Raw genomic sequence first — 18,824 nt, forward strand, 5'->3', positions numbered from 1 at the left:
CCAAGCTTCATGGACTTCACAACGCTTGAAAAACACCTGGATGCCTCGCCACTGCTGAAGGCGCACAAGCCATACTTCCTGAATCTGGCCCAGCCCGCCGTCGCCATTCGCCTGGGCCCCACCATGGGAGAGCCCTTGCAAAGCCGCTTTGGCGGCCAGCCCATGGTGCCCGCGGGCTTTGTCTGGCCCGAGCATCCGGACGGCCACTACCTGTTTGTCGGACAGATCAACTTTGCCGAGCTCCCGGGCGGGCCCGGCCGCCCTGCAGAGCTGCCGGCCAGCGGCCTTCTGTCGCTGTTCCACGGCTTTGACGAGGACGACGCCATCTTCTGGCGCGACCAGGACTATCTCAAGGCTTTTTACTGGCCGGACACCAGCGGCATGCATGAAATCCAGGCTCCCCATCAGTGGGTCACGGGAAGCCGTGCGCTGCAGTTTGAAAATGGCATAGACCTTCCTCGCCACGAGGAGCTGCGCAAGGACTGGCCAGTGGAGTTCGATGAACTCCAGGACTGGCTCCATGGACTTGAAGAAAGCGGCGATCTGCCTCGCGACTATCTGCTGGGCCGCCCCTCCTGGGACAGCCTTGGCTACGACCCCACGCCCGACGCCGAGGAATACCCTGGCAGCTCGCACTGGCGCTCGCTACTGACGCTGCAGTCGCACGAGGAATTCCACTGGTGCTGGCAGGACGGCGCCAGGCTCATGGCCTTTATCGAGAATGCCAGGCTGCACGCCAGGGACTTCAGCCATCTGCAGGTGGACTGCGGCTGACGCCTGGTTCGACCGCCACAACCATATAGAGCAGCTCATGCCCACACAGATTCCTGCAGAAATCCTCAAGCAATGGCAAAGCGGTCACAAGATCGAAGCCATCAAACAACTGCGCGAACAAGGCGGGCTGGGTCTGAAGGAGGCCAAGGACCTGCTGGAAGCCAGCGACGAGCCGGACTTTGTCCAGCATGGCGCTGCAGAGCAGACGCAGGCGATACAGCAGTTGCGCGAGCAGCTGGAAAAACTGGGCATGAAAGATGCCACGTTGCTGCTGGACCAGCTGAATCGGGACGACGCCGCGCCCGGCAGTTCCTTCTCTTCCATCAAAACCACCACCACGACCGTCAATGGCAAGACCACCACCAGCGTCACCGTGAGCGGCGATCATGCAGAGGCCATAGAGGCGTTGCTGTCCGGCGCAAACGCAGTGCCTGCAGAGACCAGGGCCGAGGTGGAAGACGCCATGGCACGCGGCAACAAGATCGAAGCCATCAAGCTGCTGCGCGAGGCCACGGGCCTGGGTCTGGCTCAGGCCAAGGAACATATCGATGCGGCCATGGATGGCATTGCGCTGGACTGGCAGATCCTGCAACGACAATCGGTGCGGGCCAGCGTCCCGAGCAGCTTTCAGCCCGGAGCGCCATCACCGGGCGAAGTCCCCAGAGGACAAGGCCGGTATCTATGGCCGCTGGTGCTGGCCCTGGCTGCTGCCGGCCTTTGGTATTACTTCAATATGCCTTGGAGCCTATAGGAGACAAGCGAAAATGCTCACTTTTCAGGAGCTTTCGACTTGAACTCAAGGTTGCGGGGCGGCCGTATCCGCCAGCTGCCAGCCGCCACCCAGCGCCTGGTACAGCGCCACGGCGTTTTCCAGCTGGCTCTGACGCAGGCGCAGCACTTCCTGCTGCACGGCAAACAGATTGCGCTGGGCGTCCAGCTCCTCCAGATAGCTGGCGTAGCCGGCCTCGTAGCGATCCTTGGCAAAGCCCAGGGTACGACCCAGCACTTTTTCGCGTTCCTTGGCGTGCTCCCACTGGGCTTGCAGTTGCTGGGAGCTGACCAGAGCTGTTTCCACATCGCCAAAGGCCTTGATGACCACACCGCGATAGGCGTAGGCGGCCTGATCGCGCTGGGCAGATGCCGCATCGAACTGACCCTGCAGGCGACCGCCGTTGAACAGCGGCGCCAGAATGCTGCCGCCCAGCGACCAGACCCGGGCCGGGTTGTAATCCAGCGCGTTGATGAACAGGCTGCCGAAGTTCGCGCTCAGGCTCACCTGCGGCAAAAAGGCCGCACGCTGTGCCGCAAGATTGCTGTCGCTGGCCGCCAGCAGCAGCTGGGCCCGTGCAATGTCGGGGCGGCGCTCCAGCAAGCTCGACGGCAAGCCAGGTGCAGGCATGGCAGGCAAGCTCATGGACTCGAGCCCAGCATGGGCGCTCAATGTGGTACGTGCCAGGGCCTGTGCCTGGTCATCACCGCTTCCGCCCACCAGCTGCATCAGCGCTATGCGCTGGCGTTGCAGCGCCAGAGACAGCTGCTGCACCGATTGCCGCACGCTTTCCAGCTCGGCCAGCGCCTGGCTTTGCTGCAGCTGCGAGATATAGCCCACACGCACCTGGTCGGTGAGCAGACGCACCGCATCCTCGCGCGACTTCACTGTGTTCTCGGCCACGGCCAGTTGGGCCTGCAGCGAGCGCAGGGCGATATAGGCCTGCGCCACGGTCGCGGCCACCGTCAGGCGTACCGCGTCGCGATCCGCCTGGCTGGCCTGCAGACGCCGATCGGCGGCCCGGCTCAGACTGCCCAGGCGATCCCAGAGATCCAGCTCCCAGCTCGCTTGCAGCACGGGCTGAGCCGAACGCACATGCACCATCTGGCCGGTTCGCGCGCTCAGGCTGCGGTTGGCCGAGCCCGGTGCGCTGAGTGACAGCTGAGGCGCAGCCGCCGAGCCCGCCACATTGAGATTCGCACGTGCCTCCTCCACCCGGGACACGGCGGTGAGCACATCGTTGTTGCGCTCGAGCGCCAGCTCCACCCAGCGGCTCAGTTGCGCATCGCCAAAGGCCTGCCACCAGCCGGCCTGGACAGCATCGGCAGCGCCTGCGGCCTGGTCCGAGCTCCAGCTGACAGGCACTGCAGGCTGGGCGCTGTCTGGAGCCCGGGTCAAACTGGGCACGCTGCAGCCGGCCATCAGGAATGCAAGCGCCAGTGGCAAGGCACGCACGGTATGGAAGGCGTTCTTCATGGCTTGGCCTGCTCGGATGCGGAAACTGCGGGCGCTTGAGATTTTTGAGCAAAATCGATCTCAATCGCTTGAGAGGTCTGCGCTGAATGCTCTACTTTTTGTGCAGTATCGAGGCGCACGATGACCGACATGCCGGGGCGCAGGCGCGCGGCATCGGCCTGGCCCTCGTCGATGGCGATTTTGATGGGCAGACGCTGGACGACTTTGGTGAAATTACCCGTGGCGTTGTCGGCCTTGAGCACGCTGAACTCCGAACCCGTGGCTGGCGCAATCTCCAGCACATGGCCCTTGAGGCGCAAGCCGCCCAGCGCGTCCACGCTGAAGCTCACGGCCTGGCCGATCTGCACCCGGGCGGTCTGGGTTTCCTTGTAGTTGGCCACCACCCAGTAAGTGGGCGGCACCACATACATGAGCTGCGTACCGGCCGCCACATACTGGCCCTTGCGTACCGATACCTCGCTGACCTGCCCGTCGCTGGGCGCATGAACCACCGTGTTGTCCAGATTGATCTGTGCCTGGCGCAGCAGCGCCTCGGCCATCTGCACCTGGGCCTTGAGAGAGTCACGGCCCACGGTCGTGGCCTTGATCTTTTCCTGGTTGATCGCGATGTCGGCCTGGGCCTTGGCCACGTTGGTCGCTGCCAGGCGCGAGGTGGCGCGCACCTTGTCGCGTTCGTTCAGAGACACGGAGCCTCGCTCGGCCAGCTCCTGCACACGCTTGAGCTCCGCCTGCGAGCGCTGGGCCTCTGCCTCCACGGCAGCCAGACCGGCGCGGCTGGCACTCAGCGTGGCACGGTTCTGGGCCTGTGTCTGTTCGGAATTGCTCAGCTGCGCCTGTGCATTGGCCAGTTGCGCCTGCGCCTGGGCGACGGCCGCTTCATAGCTGCGGCTATCGATGCGCACCAGCGGCTGGCCGGCCTTGACCTGCTCGTAGTCCCTGACCAGCACCTCGGTCACGTAGCCAGTGACCTGCGGTGCCAGCACGGTGACGGCGCCGCGCACATAGGCATTGTCCGTGGTCACCACAGAGCTGTTGAAAGGCCACAGATTCCAGGCCCGCAACACGAGCAGCATGCCTGCCAGGGCCACGACCAGCATGATGAGCACGCTGCGCAAAGAAGGCTTGATCTTCTTTGGCGTGGGAGGCAATGCTGCAGCGGGTGAAGGGGCAGCTGTCGCCGCAGATGCGGCGGGGGAATGGGGTTGTTGACTGTCGCTCATGCTCAATCTCTTGCTGTTATCGGTCTGAGTTCCTTGCCTGGGGGCCGGAGCCATCCCGGCCGCCATCACCGGCCGCAGGGCTGCTGCGGGCGTTCTTGTCGATTTCCTGCTCCAGCTCGGCCTCAAGCTCAAGCGCCTGGGCGTTGTCCTGCAGGGGGTCGCGGCTGGTCAGCACGGCCTGCTCGCGAGTCTCGGCCGCCTGCGCCGCGGCAGCTAGGCGCCTGGCCTCCGCGCCTTCGATCACCACGGTCCGCGCCGGACTGGCGGGCTCGTTCTGACCGCCCTCTTCCACATCACCATAGGCATCGGTGGCCGTGGGCTGCACCACCACCGTGACACGCTGCGATACATCGGGCTCATGAGCGTTCGCTGCCTCAGGCTCTGCAACCGGCGCCACCGAAGGTGCGCGCTGAGGCGTACCGTCGGTCCCGGCGGCTGCCGCCACCTGGTTGCCGCTTTGCCGTGTCATGGCGCGCACCATGGCGGCAGCCTGGCGCACGCGCGCTGATGCTCCCAGGCTCCAGAGCAGATACAGCAAGGCGATGGCGGCCGTCAGCGCAAACACATCGTTATAGGCCCTGACATTGGCTTCACGCCGCACGATCTGCGACAGCTGCAGCGCTCCCTGGTTGGCGCGCATGGCGGGATCGGGCGTCACCCTGCCGTAGATCTGGCCCTGTATCTTGAGCCGCTCGGCCACCACGGGGTCGGTCGGGTCCATCTGCGCCACCAGAGCCACGGAGTAGATCTGCTCGCGGTAGGTCTGGTAAGTGCTCAGCAAGGCCGAACCCAGCAAGCCGCCTATGGCCTGCGTCATGGAAATCGTGACCACGGCGGTGAGCATGTGGTTGGCACCGAATTTCAGCCCCTGGATGATGCCGGTCAGCATCAGCGGGCCCATGAAGACGCCCGAGCCCACCGCCAGCAGAAACTGGCTGAAGAAAAAGTCCGAAGGACGGTCCACACTGCTGCGGTGGTGATCGAGAAATGCGGCCACGGCAAACAGTGCAATCGCCACCACAATCTGCTTGCCCATATTGGGAACACCGAAAGTAATAGCAGACAATGCAACACCTATAAGTGTCCCCAGCAGAATCACCATGAATAGCGGCTGCATCTGGTCGGATGTCATGCCCAGCGTGCGCATCAACCCCACCACGCCGTAACTCTGCTCGGCCGTAAGAAAGCGCAGCAAGATGGCTCCGATCACGAAACGGATCGTCGGCATCTGCGCGAACCAGCGCGTGTGGAACATGGGGTTGGCACGATGGTGTTCGATGTAAAGCGCGACGCTGAGCAGCGCGATCGCCGCCACCAGCATCCAGGCCAGCCCCGGCGTATCGAACCACCAGCGCGAGTAGCCCTGGACCAGCACCGCAATCAACAGGCCCAGACCCGGCACCATCAGGCTGAAGGTGACGAAGTCCAGCTTCTCGAAGGTCTTGATGTACAGGCCCGAGGGCAGCTTGAGCAGCACCACGGCGGCAAAGGACATCAGCGCCAGGCCAGCTTCAAACAGATAGAGGTTGTGCCACTCGCTGTTATAGAGCAGACCCGGCGACAGAATCCAGGCCAGCGGCGTGGCCAGCTGGACCACGCCCACGCCGATCACCAGCATCTTGAGCACATAGGTGCGCGGTGCCGACTGCAGCATGTAGAGCGTGCTCAGCGACGAGCAGGTCGCCGCTGCAAGGCCGCTGGCCGCACGCAGCAGAATCAGGCTGTCGTAGCTGCCCAGCAGCAGATGCAGCACGCTGAGCGCCGCGTAGCAACCCAGGCCGATCTCGGTGAACAGGCGCATGCCGAACTGCTGGCGGAATTTGTAGACCAGCAGATTGGCCGTCATATTGAACATGACGTAGGCGCCCGTCAGCCAGGCAGCCTCGACCGAGGTCAGCCCCAGCTGTCCCTGAATCGTGGGCAGATTTGCGGTGAACAAGGCATTGCCCAGACCGCCGGTCAGCCCGACCAGGACCGCAATCAGCCCATAGCAGACGCGGATCCAGGGCTCGTGAGGGGGCATGGCCGGCGAGCCGGGCAGCGCGGGCTTTTCATGCTCGGCCCAGTCCGGCGGGCGGCGCAGCAGGATGACGGGCCCCTGCGGAATGGCTGGAGAAGCTGAAGCCTGGCTGCTGGGAGGTTTCGGGCCTTCTTGATTGGCTTGAGCCCCACTGGCTTGTGCTGCAGCTTGACTCATAAACCTCAGGCCTTGATTCCGTCCAGAATGATTTGCAAGGCACGACGCGCCAGTTGCTTGCGTTGGGCAGGTGTTTCGCCACGCAGGGCACCGCCCAGCATGCCGAACACCAGGGACAGATCCTTGGCGTTCAAGGCCTGCTTGCACAGGCCCTTGGCCACCGCACGCTTCATGGGCTCTTCGAACACCAGCCACATCTGCTGGCGCGCATGAATGACTTCTGCATCGCTCTGGTCCACCGTACGCCAGTAGTCCACCAGCGTGGCGGAGACGGCGATGCGCTCGCCCACCAGAGCCAGCAGCTTGAAGAAGGCCTGGTCGTCGTCATGCCAGGCGGCTGCGGCGGCGCGGGTCTTCTCGACCGAGCGCTCCAGCAGCGCCAACATGATGGCGCGACGGTCCGGAAACTGACGATACAGCGTGGCACGGCCCACCTGGGCACGCTCGACAATGAGATCCAGGGGTGCGGTCACGCCATGCTCGGCAAACACGGCATCGGCCGCGTCCAGCAACTGGGCGCGGCGTTCGGCGGATGGAGGACGGGTGGTGGACATGGCGCCAATTATCGGACAGTTTTGTCCGATAAATTGCAGAGCTCGGCGTTTCCCCTGCCCTGGCAAGGGTCGGGCAAGACTGCGCTCAGTCGCGCGGCAGCGCCTGCAGGCTGCGCTGGCTGGTGAACTCGCGCCGTTGTCCAGTCAGAGGATCATCAAAGGCCAGGCTGCGAGCCAACAGTTGCAAGGGCCTGGAATAGTCGCCCGGCTCCGGATCATTGACCACGGGATAGAAGGCATCGCCCCGGAGCGGCAGGCCCAGCGCCGCCATATGCACACGCAGCTGATGGCGCTTGCCCGAAACCGGACTGAGCCGGTAGCGCGCCCAGACACTGTTGTGCTCGATGATTTCCATCAGGGTGCGGCTATTGGGCTCGCCCGCGACCTCATGCATGCGAAAGAAATGCCCACTCTCCTCCATGCGGCTCGCGTGCTCGCGCGGAAAGCTCAGCTCCGCGCGGTAAGCCGCCACGGCCTCGTAGACCTTGTGAATCGCCCTGTCCCTGAACAGCCCCTGATAGATGCCACGTGTGGCGCGCTGCACCGAAAACACCACCAGCCCCGCAGTGTCGCGGTCGATGCGATGAATCGGCGACAGCTCGGGCAGGTCGAACTCGCGCCTGAGCCGCACCAGCAGCGTGTTCTGCAAATAGTGGCCGGCTGGCACCACAGGCAGAAAGTGCGGCTTGTCCGCAACGAGCAGATGTGCATCGCGATGGATGACTTCAGCCGCGAACGGAATCTCTGGCTCGGCCTCCAGTTCGCGATAGTAGTAATAGCGCAGCCCCGGCATGAATGCAGCATTCGGACCGGCCTTGTCTCCCGCTTCGCTGACCACTTGACCGGCAGCCATGCGGCGCAGCCAGTCTGCGCGTTCGACGACAGGCAGACGTTCGCACAGAAAGTCGATCAGCAGCCCCTCGCCCTGGGAGGGCAACACCACACAGCTGGGGCTGACGCCATCGCGCACGGGCAGAACCTTGGGATCGTGGGAGTTATGCATGGCGCGGGATTTTAGTGGCTGGCCCGACTCCTGGCTTTCATGGCCGCATGGACCCTGGTCAGACCATGATGCGACTTCGCACTGACTAGTCTGTTCGGATATTGGCTTTGCGAATGGTGCTCTCCAGAACTCTTTTCTCCTGCTCCAGATAGGCCAGGAACTGGGGATGCCCCATGCGCATGGGCTTGAAGCCCGCTTCCGTCAGTTTTCTGACCATCTCGGGGTCCGCTTGCAGGATCGCGATTTCATCGGCCAGACGCTTCACGATATGGGCATCTGTATGAGCGGGAGCAAGCAAGCCTTGCCAGGCCTCGACCTCCAGATTGCGAAGGGCCGGTGTCTCCGAAAGACTTGGCGCCTGAGGTAACGTGGCCAGGCGCTGGCGGGATGTCACGCCCAGTGCCTTGACCTTGCCCTCCAGGACAAACGGCTGAGCCAGCGCAACAGGCAGCACGGCAAGGTCGATCTGACCACCTGCCAGCTCGGTCAGCACCTGTGGACCAGACCTGTAGGGAACATGTACCAGATCGATACCGGACATTTGCTGAATCAGCTCCCCCGTCAGGTGCAGGCTGGTGCCGATGCCATCGGTGCCCAAGGTCAGTCGCCCCGGTTTCTGGCGCGCAAGTTCAATGAGATCGTCCGCACTGCCTGCAGCAAGGCCCGGGCGTGCGACAAGCGCAAAGACCGAAGAGGCCACGGGTGCCACGGGCTTCAACTCATGCAGACCGTCGTAGCGGAACTTTGTCGGCGAGATCATGGGTGCGACCAGCACCGAGCTGGCCACACCGAAGAGCAAGGTATAGCCATCGGGTCTGGCCTTGATGACACGCTGCGTTGCAATGGTCCCCGATGCTCCGACCATGTTCTCGATGATCACGGGCTGGCCCAGGCGCTCAGCCAGACGCGGCATCACCAGCCTGGCGGCCACATCCACACTGCCTCCGGGCGCGAAGGGAACTACCACCGTCAGTGCCTGGGCAGGCCAGGGCTGGGCAGCAGCCTGGCTTGCCAGTGATAGCTGCTGCAGCAGCGGGGCGCCCAGCGCCCAGGCTGCAAACTGTCTGCGTCGTATTTGCATGATGATCTTTCTGCTGGGATTGGAATGGCTCAGCGGGGCAGCCAAGGCAGTTGCTCTGCCTGGTAGCGCCATGTCTGGAACACCGTGTTCAAGCGCCCCGGGCCTGTGCGGCGTGCAGCGGCATCGGGGTACTCGCCAAACCAGGGCAGAATGAATTCCCATACCAGCTCGCCCTGCGGCGTCACCTCAAACAATCGCCCCGTGGCCGACTCCGTGATGTGCGTGTTGCCGTTCCACAAACGTTGCGCGCTGCCCATGAAGGCGGTGTAGAAGGCGTTGACCATCTCGTCCTGGTAGCTCCACGCGATCTCGTGGGAAACAGGATCTATCTCCAGCACACGCGAGAAAGCCACATGGGCTCCCTGGCGGAAGTTGCCGTTGTCAAAGGTCAGGACATGGCCGTTTGCCAGCGCAACCGGAGCATGCTGGTGCGAGACCACCGAAGGTGGGATATGCAGCTTCACCCTGCCGCTGGCCTTGTCCACGCCAATGATTCCCGAGGTCGTGCGCAGACTCATGAGCACTGTTCCATCGGCCGCCATCCCGAGGCCGTTGACCAGGGGCCAGTGATAGCGGCCGAAGCCTGGGTGAATGGGAAAGTCCTCAGGCTCCAGATGCTCCCAGGCCTTCCATTCCCAGACCAATCGACCTGTGCGGTCCACTTCCCGGATCACATCGCCGTACATCAGCTCGTCAGCAGCAAGGGAGGTGCCGCCGGGCACCCGTTCGGCAAAGCCCTGTGGAACAGGGGCACAGGCTGCATAGAGCAGATGACCGTTGGGCAACCACTGTGCGTCATGGTGGTGTGTCGGGTCTTCATAGCGCCAGACCACCTCCCCGTCGGGCCTGACCTCGTAGAAATCACCGCCATGCCACATGGACCAGGGTGCGTAAAGATCAGGCGATTCACGATGGTTGCCGTTGTAGCCGAGATTGCCGTTAGGCAGGATGACGGCGTGGCGGCCGGCGCGCACGGGCAGCTTCCACTCATGCGCCACCTGACCGTGGATATCTATGAGGTAGACATGCCCATCGGCCGTCTGGGGGGCGATCAATGTGTAGCCGCCAGCGCTGAGAGTGCTGTCATGAGCAATAAGGCCTGTGCCGCGTCGGCGTTGAGTGACCTGGTCAACGGTGGTAGCCATGGGGTTCTTTCTGTGACAGAAGGGATTGATGGCTGCCACTCTAGAAGTTCAAGAGCGTCAGGAATAGCTGATTGTTTTTTAATAGATGTCAGAAAAAACTTTACACTCAGCCCATGCCAGCGATTTCACAGGCCTTTCGATGCTTTGACGAGGTGGCGCGCCGAGGCTCGGTGCGAAAGGCCTCGGCGACGCTGCACCTGACCGCCGCAGCGGTCAACCAGCAGATCCTCAATCTCGAAGCGCAGGTCGGTCAGCCTCTGTTCGACCGGTTGCCCAGAGGCATGCAGCTGACGGTGGCGGGCGAGATCGTGCTGGCAGCAGTCAGGCGCAGTCAGCGAGACTTTGACAATGCCCTGGCCCAGGTCGAAGATCTGAATGCCTTGCGACATGGGCATGTAAGCGTGGGTGTTCCCCACGCGACGGCCGAATACCTCGTGCCTCAGGTGATTGCGGCAATGCATCAACGCTATCCCGATATCACCTTCAGCGTGCGTGCCGGAATCGGTGAAGAGCTGCTGCGCCATGTGGCTCAGGGCGAGATCGATGTGGCCTACTGCCTGCGCCGAACACCTCCTGCCGGTGTCGAGGAGATGCACTCCTGGGCACAGCCCCTGGGCGTGGTGATGGCTCCGGATCACCCTCTGCGAATGCGTCCGCGACTGCTGCGTCTTCGTGACTGCCTGGCCTATCCGCTGATCATGATGACTCCCGACATGGAGTTGCGCAGCATGCTCGAGCGTCTGGGCGACGGTGCGCTGAGCCGGATCCAGCCGCTGGTGGAGACCAGCAGCATCCCCATGGCCCGGCGCCTGGTGGCAAGCGGCCAGGCACTGGCCTTCATGCTGCCGGACAATGTGGCGGAAGACATGGCCGCTGAGCGTCTGAGTTGGCGTGCGTTGCACGATGCAGGTTCGCTACTGCACAGCTGTGCTTATCAGCGCACCGGCTATGCGATGGCAGCCGCAATGGAAATGTTTCTGACCGAGCTGGAGCATGCAGCGGACGAGTTGAAGGCGAACTTCGATACCGGTGTTTCCTGGTCCATCGGCAATCTTGCCGTTTGACCGCACAGGATCGGCAAGCATCGGAGACTCACAGGCGCCTCAACGCCGAGGGTGCCTTTGCGCAATGGCGCAGCACTTCGCAGCACTTCATGAAGCGCCGCAGCCTTTGCTGCAGATGCTTGCACTCTTGACTCCAGCAGACTTCAGACTGCCACACCGTATCCCGGATCGGTCGCGGAGTCTGAGCTGATCACATGCGGGCAAACCTGCATCAGGCAATTGGATGACGAGGCATTTCACCTATGCGTAATAGCATGTGGCAAAAAGGATGCAACAGCCATGGTCGACACCACCAGTACTTCAGCCCCTGATTCCACTCGTGCACATCAGCGCCTGACGCGCCACTGGCTGCGCTGGGCGGCCATTGCTATGGCACTGCTGCTGGCCTTGATTCTGGCTGCGGCACTGCTGATTGCCTTCATGGACTGGAACAAGCTCAGGCCATGGATCAATGAAAAAGTCAGCACTTTCGCGGGCCGCGACTTTGCCATCAATGGTGACCTGCAGCTGCAATGGACCTGGCCACAGCCCCTCGATACCGGCTGGCGCCACTGGGTGCCCGGAGTGGTGCTGCATGCCAGCGATCTGACACTTTCGCAGCCCCAGGGCTGGCTGGTTCGGCAGGCACCTGAAAAAGCCGATGACAAACAGCCGGTATTGCCTGCGACGCCCAAGGAGCTCAACACCGGTCGCCTGCCCGAGCAAGGCCAGGTAGCGAACGAGAAAAAGACGAGCGTAGATGACGACGACGCCATAGCCGATGCCGGCCGGCAACCGCCCGAACGCGATGCTCGCACCATGATCACCGCAGCAAATGCCACGGCCAGCCTGCGCCTTTGGCCACTATTGGCGCGCCATGTACAACTCGACTCCTTGCTGTTGCAGGCTCCGGATATGGTGCTGGCCCGCAACGACAAGGGCGAGAACAACTGGACATTTGACAAGCCCTCAAGCAGCGGCCCGAAGTGGAGTTTTGAAATAGGCCAGTTGCGCATCAGCGACGGCGTTCTGGGCTGGTCCGACGCCGTCAAGAACATGGCCGTGCGCGCCCGTATCGACACGCTGCGCAGACCGGTCAGCGCCGATCAACCTTATGGTGTGCGCTTCGGCCTCGCTGGCTATCTGCATCAAGGCAAGACCCGCACGCAGATTCGGGCCCAGGGTCTGGCGGGACCGGTACTGGATCTACGCCAGGACAGGCTGCGCTTTCCGCTGCGCATATCGGCCAAGGCCGGCAGCCTACAAGCGTTTGCCGAGGGGATTCTCGACAATCCCAAGACACTGGACGGACTGGACTTTCAAGTTCAGGTACGCGGCAAGAGCATGGCCGACCTGTTCGAGCTCAGCGGCCTGCTGCTGCCCGCCACTCCGTCGTTCGAGACCAGCGGCCGTCTGATCGGCAGCCTAGCGCCGGGCAAGGCCGTCTGGCAGTACGAAAAGTTTCAGGGCAAGCTAGGTCAGAGCGATTTGCGCGGCGATCTCCAATACCGCTCCGCCCAGCCTCGGCCAAAGCTGACGGCACAGCTGCACTCCAAACAACTGCGACTGGTGGATCTGGGGCCGGTCATAGGCGCAGCCCCGTCCGGTAGCCCCGACAAGCCCCAGCCCGTCAACGGCAAGGTACTGCCGCAGGTTCGGTTCCAGACCGAGAACTGGGACAAGATGGATCTCGACCTGCGTTATGAAAGCAGCCATATCCTGCGGCCCGAAGCTCTGCCCCTGCAAGACCTCAGCGTGCATGCGCTGCTGGACAACGGCAGACTCACCCTCTCGCCACTGAAGTTCGGCCTCGCCGAAGGCACGCTGAATATCGATGCCACCGTGGACAGCCATGCCAAGCCCGTTGCTGCCAAACTCAACGCACAGGTGCAGTCGCTCAAGCTCTCCGCGCTGTTTCCTACGATTGAAAAGATGAAGAAAAGCCTGGGCCGGCTCGATGGCGCAGTCGCGCTCACCGGACAGGGCGAGTCACTGGCACAGTGGCTGGGCACGGGCAATGGCTCGCTACGCCTGTTTGTACGCGACGGCACTTTCAGCTCGCAACTGCTGGACCTCGCGGGGCTGAACGTAGGCTCCATTGTCATCGCCAAGCTGTTTGGCAGCGACAAGGAAGTTCAGCTGCGCTGTGCCGTGGCCGACTTCAATGTGCAACAAGGCATTGCCCGCCCACGCATGGCCAAGCTGGCCACCACAGAAGCCGTTGTCGAGGCCACAGGCCAGATCAATCTGGCGCAGGAACAGCTCAATCTGCGCATCGTCCCCGAATCGCTGAAGTGGAAGTTCTTTTCGTTGCGCACGCCACTTTATGTGCGCGGCAGCTTTGCCAAGCCCGATGTGGGCCTGGAGCCAGGCCCCCTGGCAGCCCGTGCCGGCGCTGCAGTGGCTGCTGCCGTTTTTGCGCCAGCGGCACTGGCAGTGGTGCCGCTGACCGTGCCTGCCGCTGACGACGATGTGGACTGCAAGCAGTTGCTGACTCAAGTACGCAATCGCTAATACGGGCAAGCTGCTCATAGCCCGATCTCAGCATCGAGTCCTGGCACACTGCAAAGAATGCAGGCAGCCGCTCGGACGGAATATGGCGGAGGTGCCTCACACCCTATTTCATGTCTCGGAGGTCAGCAAAGCAAAAGCGGCAACCGCAAGCCCTTCAGCCTGGACTGCGGCAGCGTCACGGAATCAGGCGCTCTTGAGGCGGAAGATGCTGACCATCTGCGACAGGTCGCTGGTCTGCTGCTGCATGGATTGCGCAGCAGCGGTGGACTCTTCCACAAGGGCGGCATTCTGCTGGGTCACCAGATCCATCTCGGCCACCGCGCGGTTGATCTGCTCGATGCCGCTGGTCTGCTCATGGCTGGCGGCGGTGATCTCACCCATGATGTCCGTCACGCGCTGCACGCTGCTGACGATTTCATCCATGGTCTGACCGGCCTGGCTGACCTGCGCACTGCCCTCCTCGACCTTGGTGACCGAGGCCTGAATCAGCTGCTTGATTTCCTTGGCCGCTTCAGCGCTGCGGCCAGCCAGCGAGCGCACCTCCGATGCCACGACGGCAAAACCGCGGCCCTGTTCGCCGGCACGGGCCGCTTCCACGGCCGCGTTCAGCGCCAGGATGTTGGTCTGGAAAGCAATGCTGTCGATCACGCCGATGATGTCGGAAATCTTGCGCGAAGACTGGCTGATGGCGCCCATGGTCTCCACCACTTGCGACACCACCATGCCTCCCTTGACAGCCACATCGGAGGCCGACAACGCCAGCTGATTGGCCTGACTGGCGTTATCGGCATTTTGCTTGACCGTGGAAGTGAGCTGCTCCATGGAGGCAGCGGTCTGCTGCAAGGAACTGGCCTGCTCTTCCGTGCGCGCAGACAGGTCATGGTTGCCCGCTGCAATCTGGCCCGACGCTGTGGCAATGCTGTCCGTGCCCTGACGCACCTGCCCCACCAGCCTATCCAGGCTGGAATTCATATCGTGCAAGGCCTGCATGAGCTGCCCGGTTTCATCGCTGCTGCTCACATGGATCTGAGCCGTGAGATCACCATCGGCCACGCGGCGGGCCACTCCGACCGCATGCTTGAGCGGAGCGGTGATGCCTTGCGTCAGACGCCAGGCGCTGACAGAGCCGATGGCCAGAGCCAGCAAGGCCAGAACCAGGAAGTACGTCCTGCTGCTGCTCTCGATCTGCTCCACCTCCGCCGCCTTGGCATCCAAGCTGGCGCGCTGCAGGTTCAGCAGCTCGCCGAGCAGCTTCAGATAGCCCTGGGCGGCCGGCACATAGCTGTTGATCAGCGTGGACTCCGCCTCTTCGGCCATGCCGTCGGCCTTGAGCTGACTGACCTTGTCGCGGCTGGCAATATAGGTTTTGCGCACCTGCATGATCCTGTCCAGGATCTCGCGCTCCGCAGGCTGGGTGATCAGGGGCTCGATCTGCTTGAGCACATTGGCTGTGCTCTTGGTAGTGGCAGCCGCATCCACCGCCAGAAACTGCACCAGACTTGCGTCGCTGCTCTTGGCGATGGCCGTGGTGCGTGCCACCGCCACGCTGACATTGCTGTTCCAGTCGCTGATCAGGCGCTCCTTGGTCAGCGGCTCCTGCATCATCTGCTGCGTGGCCTTGCCCACCGAGTGCAGCTGCCAGATGCCGATAACCGTGATCACCACGGCAAATGCCAACACCACTGCGAACCCCAGGCCCAGTCGGGCACCAATGTTCAGCTTGGTCAATCTCATCGCTTTCATCCATTCCATAGAAAAGTAAATAGCCGGCAAAGCGGCCGCTCCGATACATGAAATGGGGCCGACCCGGCAAAGCCGCTTACTGCATCACTCGCTTAGCGCAAATCGCAACACAATGTAATTAGTATTATCAAGGGATTACGTCGCTGGATTGGCCGACCCGAAACATCAACGCAGCAAGCAAGGCCCTGCTACCTTCGCCAAAACAAGCAAGGGCGCAAAATGCGCCCTTGCTGTCTTTGTTACCTGGTCTGGTTAAGCAAACCTGCCGGCTCATGAGAAGCGGGGGGCCCGCTTCTCGACAAAGGCCGTCACGGCTTCACGATGATCGGCCGTTTTATGGGCAATTGCCTGATACCCGGCCGATATTTCCAGCAGCGAAGCCAGCGTAGCGTTCTGGCCCTCGCGCAGCAAACGCTTTGTCATGCGCATCACCCCGCCCGGATTGGCAGCAATCTTGAGCGCCAATGCCCTGGCTGTCGGCAGCAATTCACCCGGAGGCACGACCCGGCTCACCAGACCACAGGCCAATGCCTGGCCCGCGCTGATCGCCTCTCCCGTGAAAGCCATCTCGCTGGCCTTTGACATCCCCACCACACGCGGCAGCAACCAGGCCCCGCCATCGCCAGGAACAATGCCCACTCGAACAAAGCTCTCCGCAAAAGTGGCATTCTCCGATGCAATCCGGATATCGCACATGCAGCTCAGATCCAGACCCGCGCCGATAGCCGGGCCGTTGACGGCGCAGATCACGGGAACATCCAGCTGGTAGAGGGCATTCGGAATTTGCTGAATGCCCTGGCGGTATTCCTCGCGAATCATGTCGGGAGTGAGTGCGTCATCGAAATAGCGCCTCATGTCCTTGACATTGCCGCCGGAGCTGAAAATAGAGCCGGCGCCGGTCAGGATCAGCACCTTCACGCTGGCGTCCAGGCGCACATCTGCGCAGAGCTGCACGAATTCGGCCACCGCCGTATTGCCGGTCAGAGCATTGCGTGTCTCGGGCTGATTCATGGTGACGGTCAAGATACCGCCATCGCGTTCAATGTTCAGAAATGCCATGTTCCATGGTCTCCATAGTTGTTGAGCAGCTTCAAGCCAGAACCTCGACATCGGTGATCCGCCGGATCAGATCCAGTGTCATGCCCTCGTGCGACATCAGGGCCTGTCCGGCCAATGCCTGCCAATAGGCTTCGCTGCCGGCCGTCCAGCGCCATGCATGCAGTCTGCGGGTAAACAGCTGCAGGTCATATTCCTCGGTGAAGCCAATCGCACCATGAATCGCATGCGCAAGCTCCGTGACCACCAAAGCCGCCTCGCTGCAGCGTGCCTTGGCGACGGCCACACGCAATCTGTCAGCCGCGATGCCGTCACCACTGCAACCGAGCTGAGCCGCCATGCGGGCGGCAAACACATGCTCGCTCATGACTGCCAGCTGATGCTGGATCGCCTGGAACTTCCCGATAGCACGCCCAAACTGCTGACGCTCGTTCGCATAGTGCAAGCTACGCTGGAACACGTCACGCATGGCCCCCGCCATCTGCGCGGCCACCACGGCGGCCTGCAGGCTCCGGGCATCGAATTGCGGCCCGGGCCGGATGACGCCGGCGGCCCGCAACTGCTCTGGCGACCAGGTCAGCGACGCGTCCAGCGCCATAGCGTGCGGCGCAAGCCCAGCCTGTGACACGCTCAGCAGATGCCAGACCCCGGCTTCCTCTTGCACTTGCACCAGCACCGAGTCCGCGACTTGCCCGCCTCGCACCAGCGCGCAATGCAAACCGCCATCTGTCTGCATCGCACCCTGCGCCAGCGCAATGCTGCCGGCCGGGCAGGCCATATCCGCCTGCGCCAGCATGGCCCGCGCCAGCATGGTCTCTCCCAGAGGCAGAGACAGGGCATGAGCTCCGCACTGCTCCAGCACGCCAAATATCTCACCCAAGCCCAGACCGGCGCCGCCCTCTTTTTCGGCCAGCAAGGCATCGGCCAGGCCGGTTTCCTCCAACTGCTGCCATAGTCGGGCGACGGCCGCTGAGCGGCTGTCAGCGCTCTCGATCTCGCGAATCACCTGAGGGGTGCACCAGTCTGCCAGCACCTTGCGCGCGGCATCTGCAAACAAATCGTTATTGCTCATGAACTTGTCTCCGATCAGCGCAAACCCAGTCCACGGGCGATCATGCCGCGCAGAATGTCACGCGTGCCACCGCGCAAGGAAAACGAGGGAGAAGCTTCGGTGACGTATTTGAGCGTCAGCAGCAGCTCCACCGGAACATCCTCGACCGGTCGGGCAAACAGCTCCTCGGCAATGGCTGCCGGAATCATCTGCTCCAGTGTCGTGCCCAGCTCCTTGACCAGTGCGGCCTCCACAACAGGACTTGCTCCCTGGGTCAGCTTCTGCTGCACGGATACCGACATCGCGCGCAGCGGCGCCAGTTGCGTCAGCACCTTGCCCGCAAGCCGCATGCCGGACTCGGTGCGTCCCTGCGGCGTGCGTGCATACTGCAGCCATTGATCGAACAGCACGATGCTGGAGAAAAGGCGCTCCGGGCCGCTGCGCTCGAAAGCGAGTTCGGCGGTAACCTGTTCCCAGCCCTGACCTTCGGCACCGATTAGCGCATCGGCCGACAGCTGCACATTCTCGAAAAAAACCTCGCAGAAATGGCTGTCGCCCGATAGATCCTGGATGGGACGCACCGTCACACCTGGCAATGTCAGGTCCACGATGACTTGCGACAAGCCCTTGTGACGGTCCTCGGCACTGCCGGAGGTTCGCACCAGAGCAATCATGTACTGGCAGTGATGCGCGTTGGTGGTCCAGATCTTCTGGCCATTGAGCAAGAAGCCTTGCTCGTTGGGAACCGCTCTAGTCCTCACACTTGCCAGATCCGAGCCGGCATTGGGCTCGCTCATGCCGATACAGAAAAACACCTCTCCCCGGCAGACTCTGGGAATGTAAAACTGCTTTTGCGCTTCCGTACCATATTTGAGGATCAGCGGCGCACTCTGACGATCGGCAATCCAGTGCGAACCCACCGGCGCACCGAAGTTCAGGCATTCCTCCACCAGCACATAGCGGGCGAACGCGCTGCGCTCGCCTCCGCCATAAGCCTTGGGCAAGGTCATGCCGATCCAGCCCTTTTCACCCAGCTTGCGGCTGAGTGCCGGGTCATATCCGCTCCAGGATTTGGCACGGACATGCGCAGGAATGTCTTTGACCGCGTCCTGCAGAAAAGCACGCACCTCGGCGCGCAGTGCCTCGCCTTCCGGCGGGATGCCTGTCAGGCTCAGTCCATCGAGAATGGTCATCGTCT

The 18,824-nt window shown here is 62.5% G+C and carries 15 protein-coding genes; 4 read left to right on the top strand and 11 right to left on the bottom strand.

Annotated elements, in window-relative coordinates; translation table 11 throughout:
• Positions 1-9 precede the first annotated feature (9 nt).
• Positions 10-774 carry a YwqG family protein gene (locus AAIL67_RS00090; RefSeq protein WP_034384256.1) on the top strand — a complete coding sequence of 255 codons (765 nt, stop codon included), beginning with the start codon at positions 10-12 and terminating at the stop codon, positions 772-774.
• A 37-nt stretch (positions 775-811) separates the two neighbouring features.
• Positions 812-1,525, top strand: coding sequence for a ribosomal protein L7/L12 (locus AAIL67_RS00095; RefSeq protein WP_343483100.1), 714 nt, complete (start codon positions 812-814; stop codon positions 1,523-1,525).
• A gap of 45 nt (positions 1,526-1,570) precedes the next feature.
• Here AAIL67_RS00095 and AAIL67_RS00100 read toward each other — a convergent pair whose 3' ends face one another.
• The 7 genes from AAIL67_RS00100 to AAIL67_RS00130 all read right to left on the bottom strand — a co-directional run bounded on the left by AAIL67_RS00100 (position 1,571) and on the right by AAIL67_RS00130 (position 10,219).
• Positions 1,571-3,019, bottom strand: a complete 1,449-nt coding sequence (locus AAIL67_RS00100) for an efflux transporter outer membrane subunit (protein WP_224650927.1) — start codon at positions 3,017-3,019, stop codon at positions 1,571-1,573.
• The gene (locus AAIL67_RS00105) at positions 3,016-4,239 is read right to left on the bottom strand and encodes an HlyD family secretion protein (RefSeq protein ID WP_224650926.1); all 1,224 of its coding nucleotides are present in this window, start codon (positions 4,237-4,239) and stop codon (positions 3,016-3,018) included. The genes AAIL67_RS00100 and AAIL67_RS00105 overlap by 4 nt, the downstream gene beginning before the upstream one ends.
• A gap of 16 nt (positions 4,240-4,255) precedes the next feature.
• A complete protein-coding gene (locus AAIL67_RS00110) occupies positions 4,256-6,436 on the bottom strand; it encodes an MFS transporter (RefSeq protein WP_343483101.1) in 2,181 nt (726 codons plus the stop codon).
• A gap of 5 nt (positions 6,437-6,441) precedes the next feature.
• Positions 6,442-6,990: a TetR/AcrR family transcriptional regulator gene (locus AAIL67_RS00115; RefSeq protein WP_034352504.1), complete on the bottom strand. Its 549-nt coding sequence runs from the start codon at positions 6,988-6,990 to the stop codon at positions 6,442-6,444.
• 85 nt (positions 6,991-7,075) lie between these two features.
• On the bottom strand, positions 7,076-7,993 hold the full coding sequence (locus AAIL67_RS00120) for a pseudouridine synthase (protein WP_343483102.1): 918 nt from the start codon (positions 7,991-7,993) through the stop codon (positions 7,076-7,078).
• An 85-nt stretch (positions 7,994-8,078) separates the two neighbouring features.
• A complete protein-coding gene (locus AAIL67_RS00125) occupies positions 8,079-9,074 on the bottom strand; it encodes a tripartite tricarboxylate transporter substrate binding protein (protein WP_034405535.1) in 996 nt (331 codons plus the stop codon).
• Between the two features lie 29 nt (positions 9,075-9,103).
• On the bottom strand, positions 9,104-10,219 hold the full coding sequence (locus AAIL67_RS00130; protein ID WP_034352497.1) for an aryl-sulfate sulfotransferase: 1,116 nt from the start codon (positions 10,217-10,219) through the stop codon (positions 9,104-9,106).
• A 113-nt stretch (positions 10,220-10,332) separates the two neighbouring features.
• Here AAIL67_RS00130 and AAIL67_RS00135 point away from each other — a divergent pair, with 113 nt between their 5' ends.
• Positions 10,333-11,283 (top strand): LysR family transcriptional regulator, encoded by a 951-nt coding sequence (locus tag AAIL67_RS00135; RefSeq protein WP_224650922.1) that lies wholly within the window; start codon positions 10,333-10,335, stop codon positions 11,281-11,283.
• A 279-nt stretch (positions 11,284-11,562) separates the two neighbouring features.
• Positions 11,563-13,776 carry an AsmA family protein gene (locus AAIL67_RS00140; RefSeq protein WP_343483103.1) on the top strand — a complete coding sequence of 738 codons (2,214 nt, stop codon included), beginning with the start codon at positions 11,563-11,565 and terminating at the stop codon, positions 13,774-13,776.
• Positions 13,777-13,959: 183 nt separating this feature from the next.
• Here the strand turns inward: AAIL67_RS00140 and AAIL67_RS00145 are convergent, their stop codons facing one another.
• The 4 genes from AAIL67_RS00145 to AAIL67_RS00160 all read right to left on the bottom strand — a co-directional run bounded on the left by AAIL67_RS00145 (position 13,960) and on the right by AAIL67_RS00160 (position 18,819).
• A complete protein-coding gene (locus AAIL67_RS00145; RefSeq protein WP_034352489.1) occupies positions 13,960-15,510 on the bottom strand; it encodes a methyl-accepting chemotaxis protein in 1,551 nt (516 codons plus the stop codon).
• A gap of 279 nt (positions 15,511-15,789) precedes the next feature.
• Positions 15,790-16,578: a crotonase/enoyl-CoA hydratase family protein gene (locus AAIL67_RS00150; protein WP_343483104.1), complete on the bottom strand. Its 789-nt coding sequence runs from the start codon at positions 16,576-16,578 to the stop codon at positions 15,790-15,792.
• Between the two features lie 31 nt (positions 16,579-16,609).
• The gene (locus AAIL67_RS00155) at positions 16,610-17,647 is read right to left on the bottom strand and encodes an acyl-CoA dehydrogenase family protein (RefSeq protein ID WP_343483105.1); all 1,038 of its coding nucleotides are present in this window, start codon (positions 17,645-17,647) and stop codon (positions 16,610-16,612) included.
• Between the two features lie 14 nt (positions 17,648-17,661).
• Complete coding sequence (locus AAIL67_RS00160; protein ID WP_034352480.1) at positions 17,662-18,819, bottom strand: acyl-CoA dehydrogenase family protein; 1,158 nt, start codon at positions 18,817-18,819, stop codon at positions 17,662-17,664.
• Between the last annotated feature and the right edge of the window lie 5 nt (positions 18,820-18,824).

The organism is Comamonas sp. A7-5 (assembly GCF_039581385.1).
Taxonomy (GTDB): domain Bacteria; phylum Pseudomonadota; class Gammaproteobacteria; order Burkholderiales; family Burkholderiaceae_C; genus Comamonas; species Comamonas thiooxydans.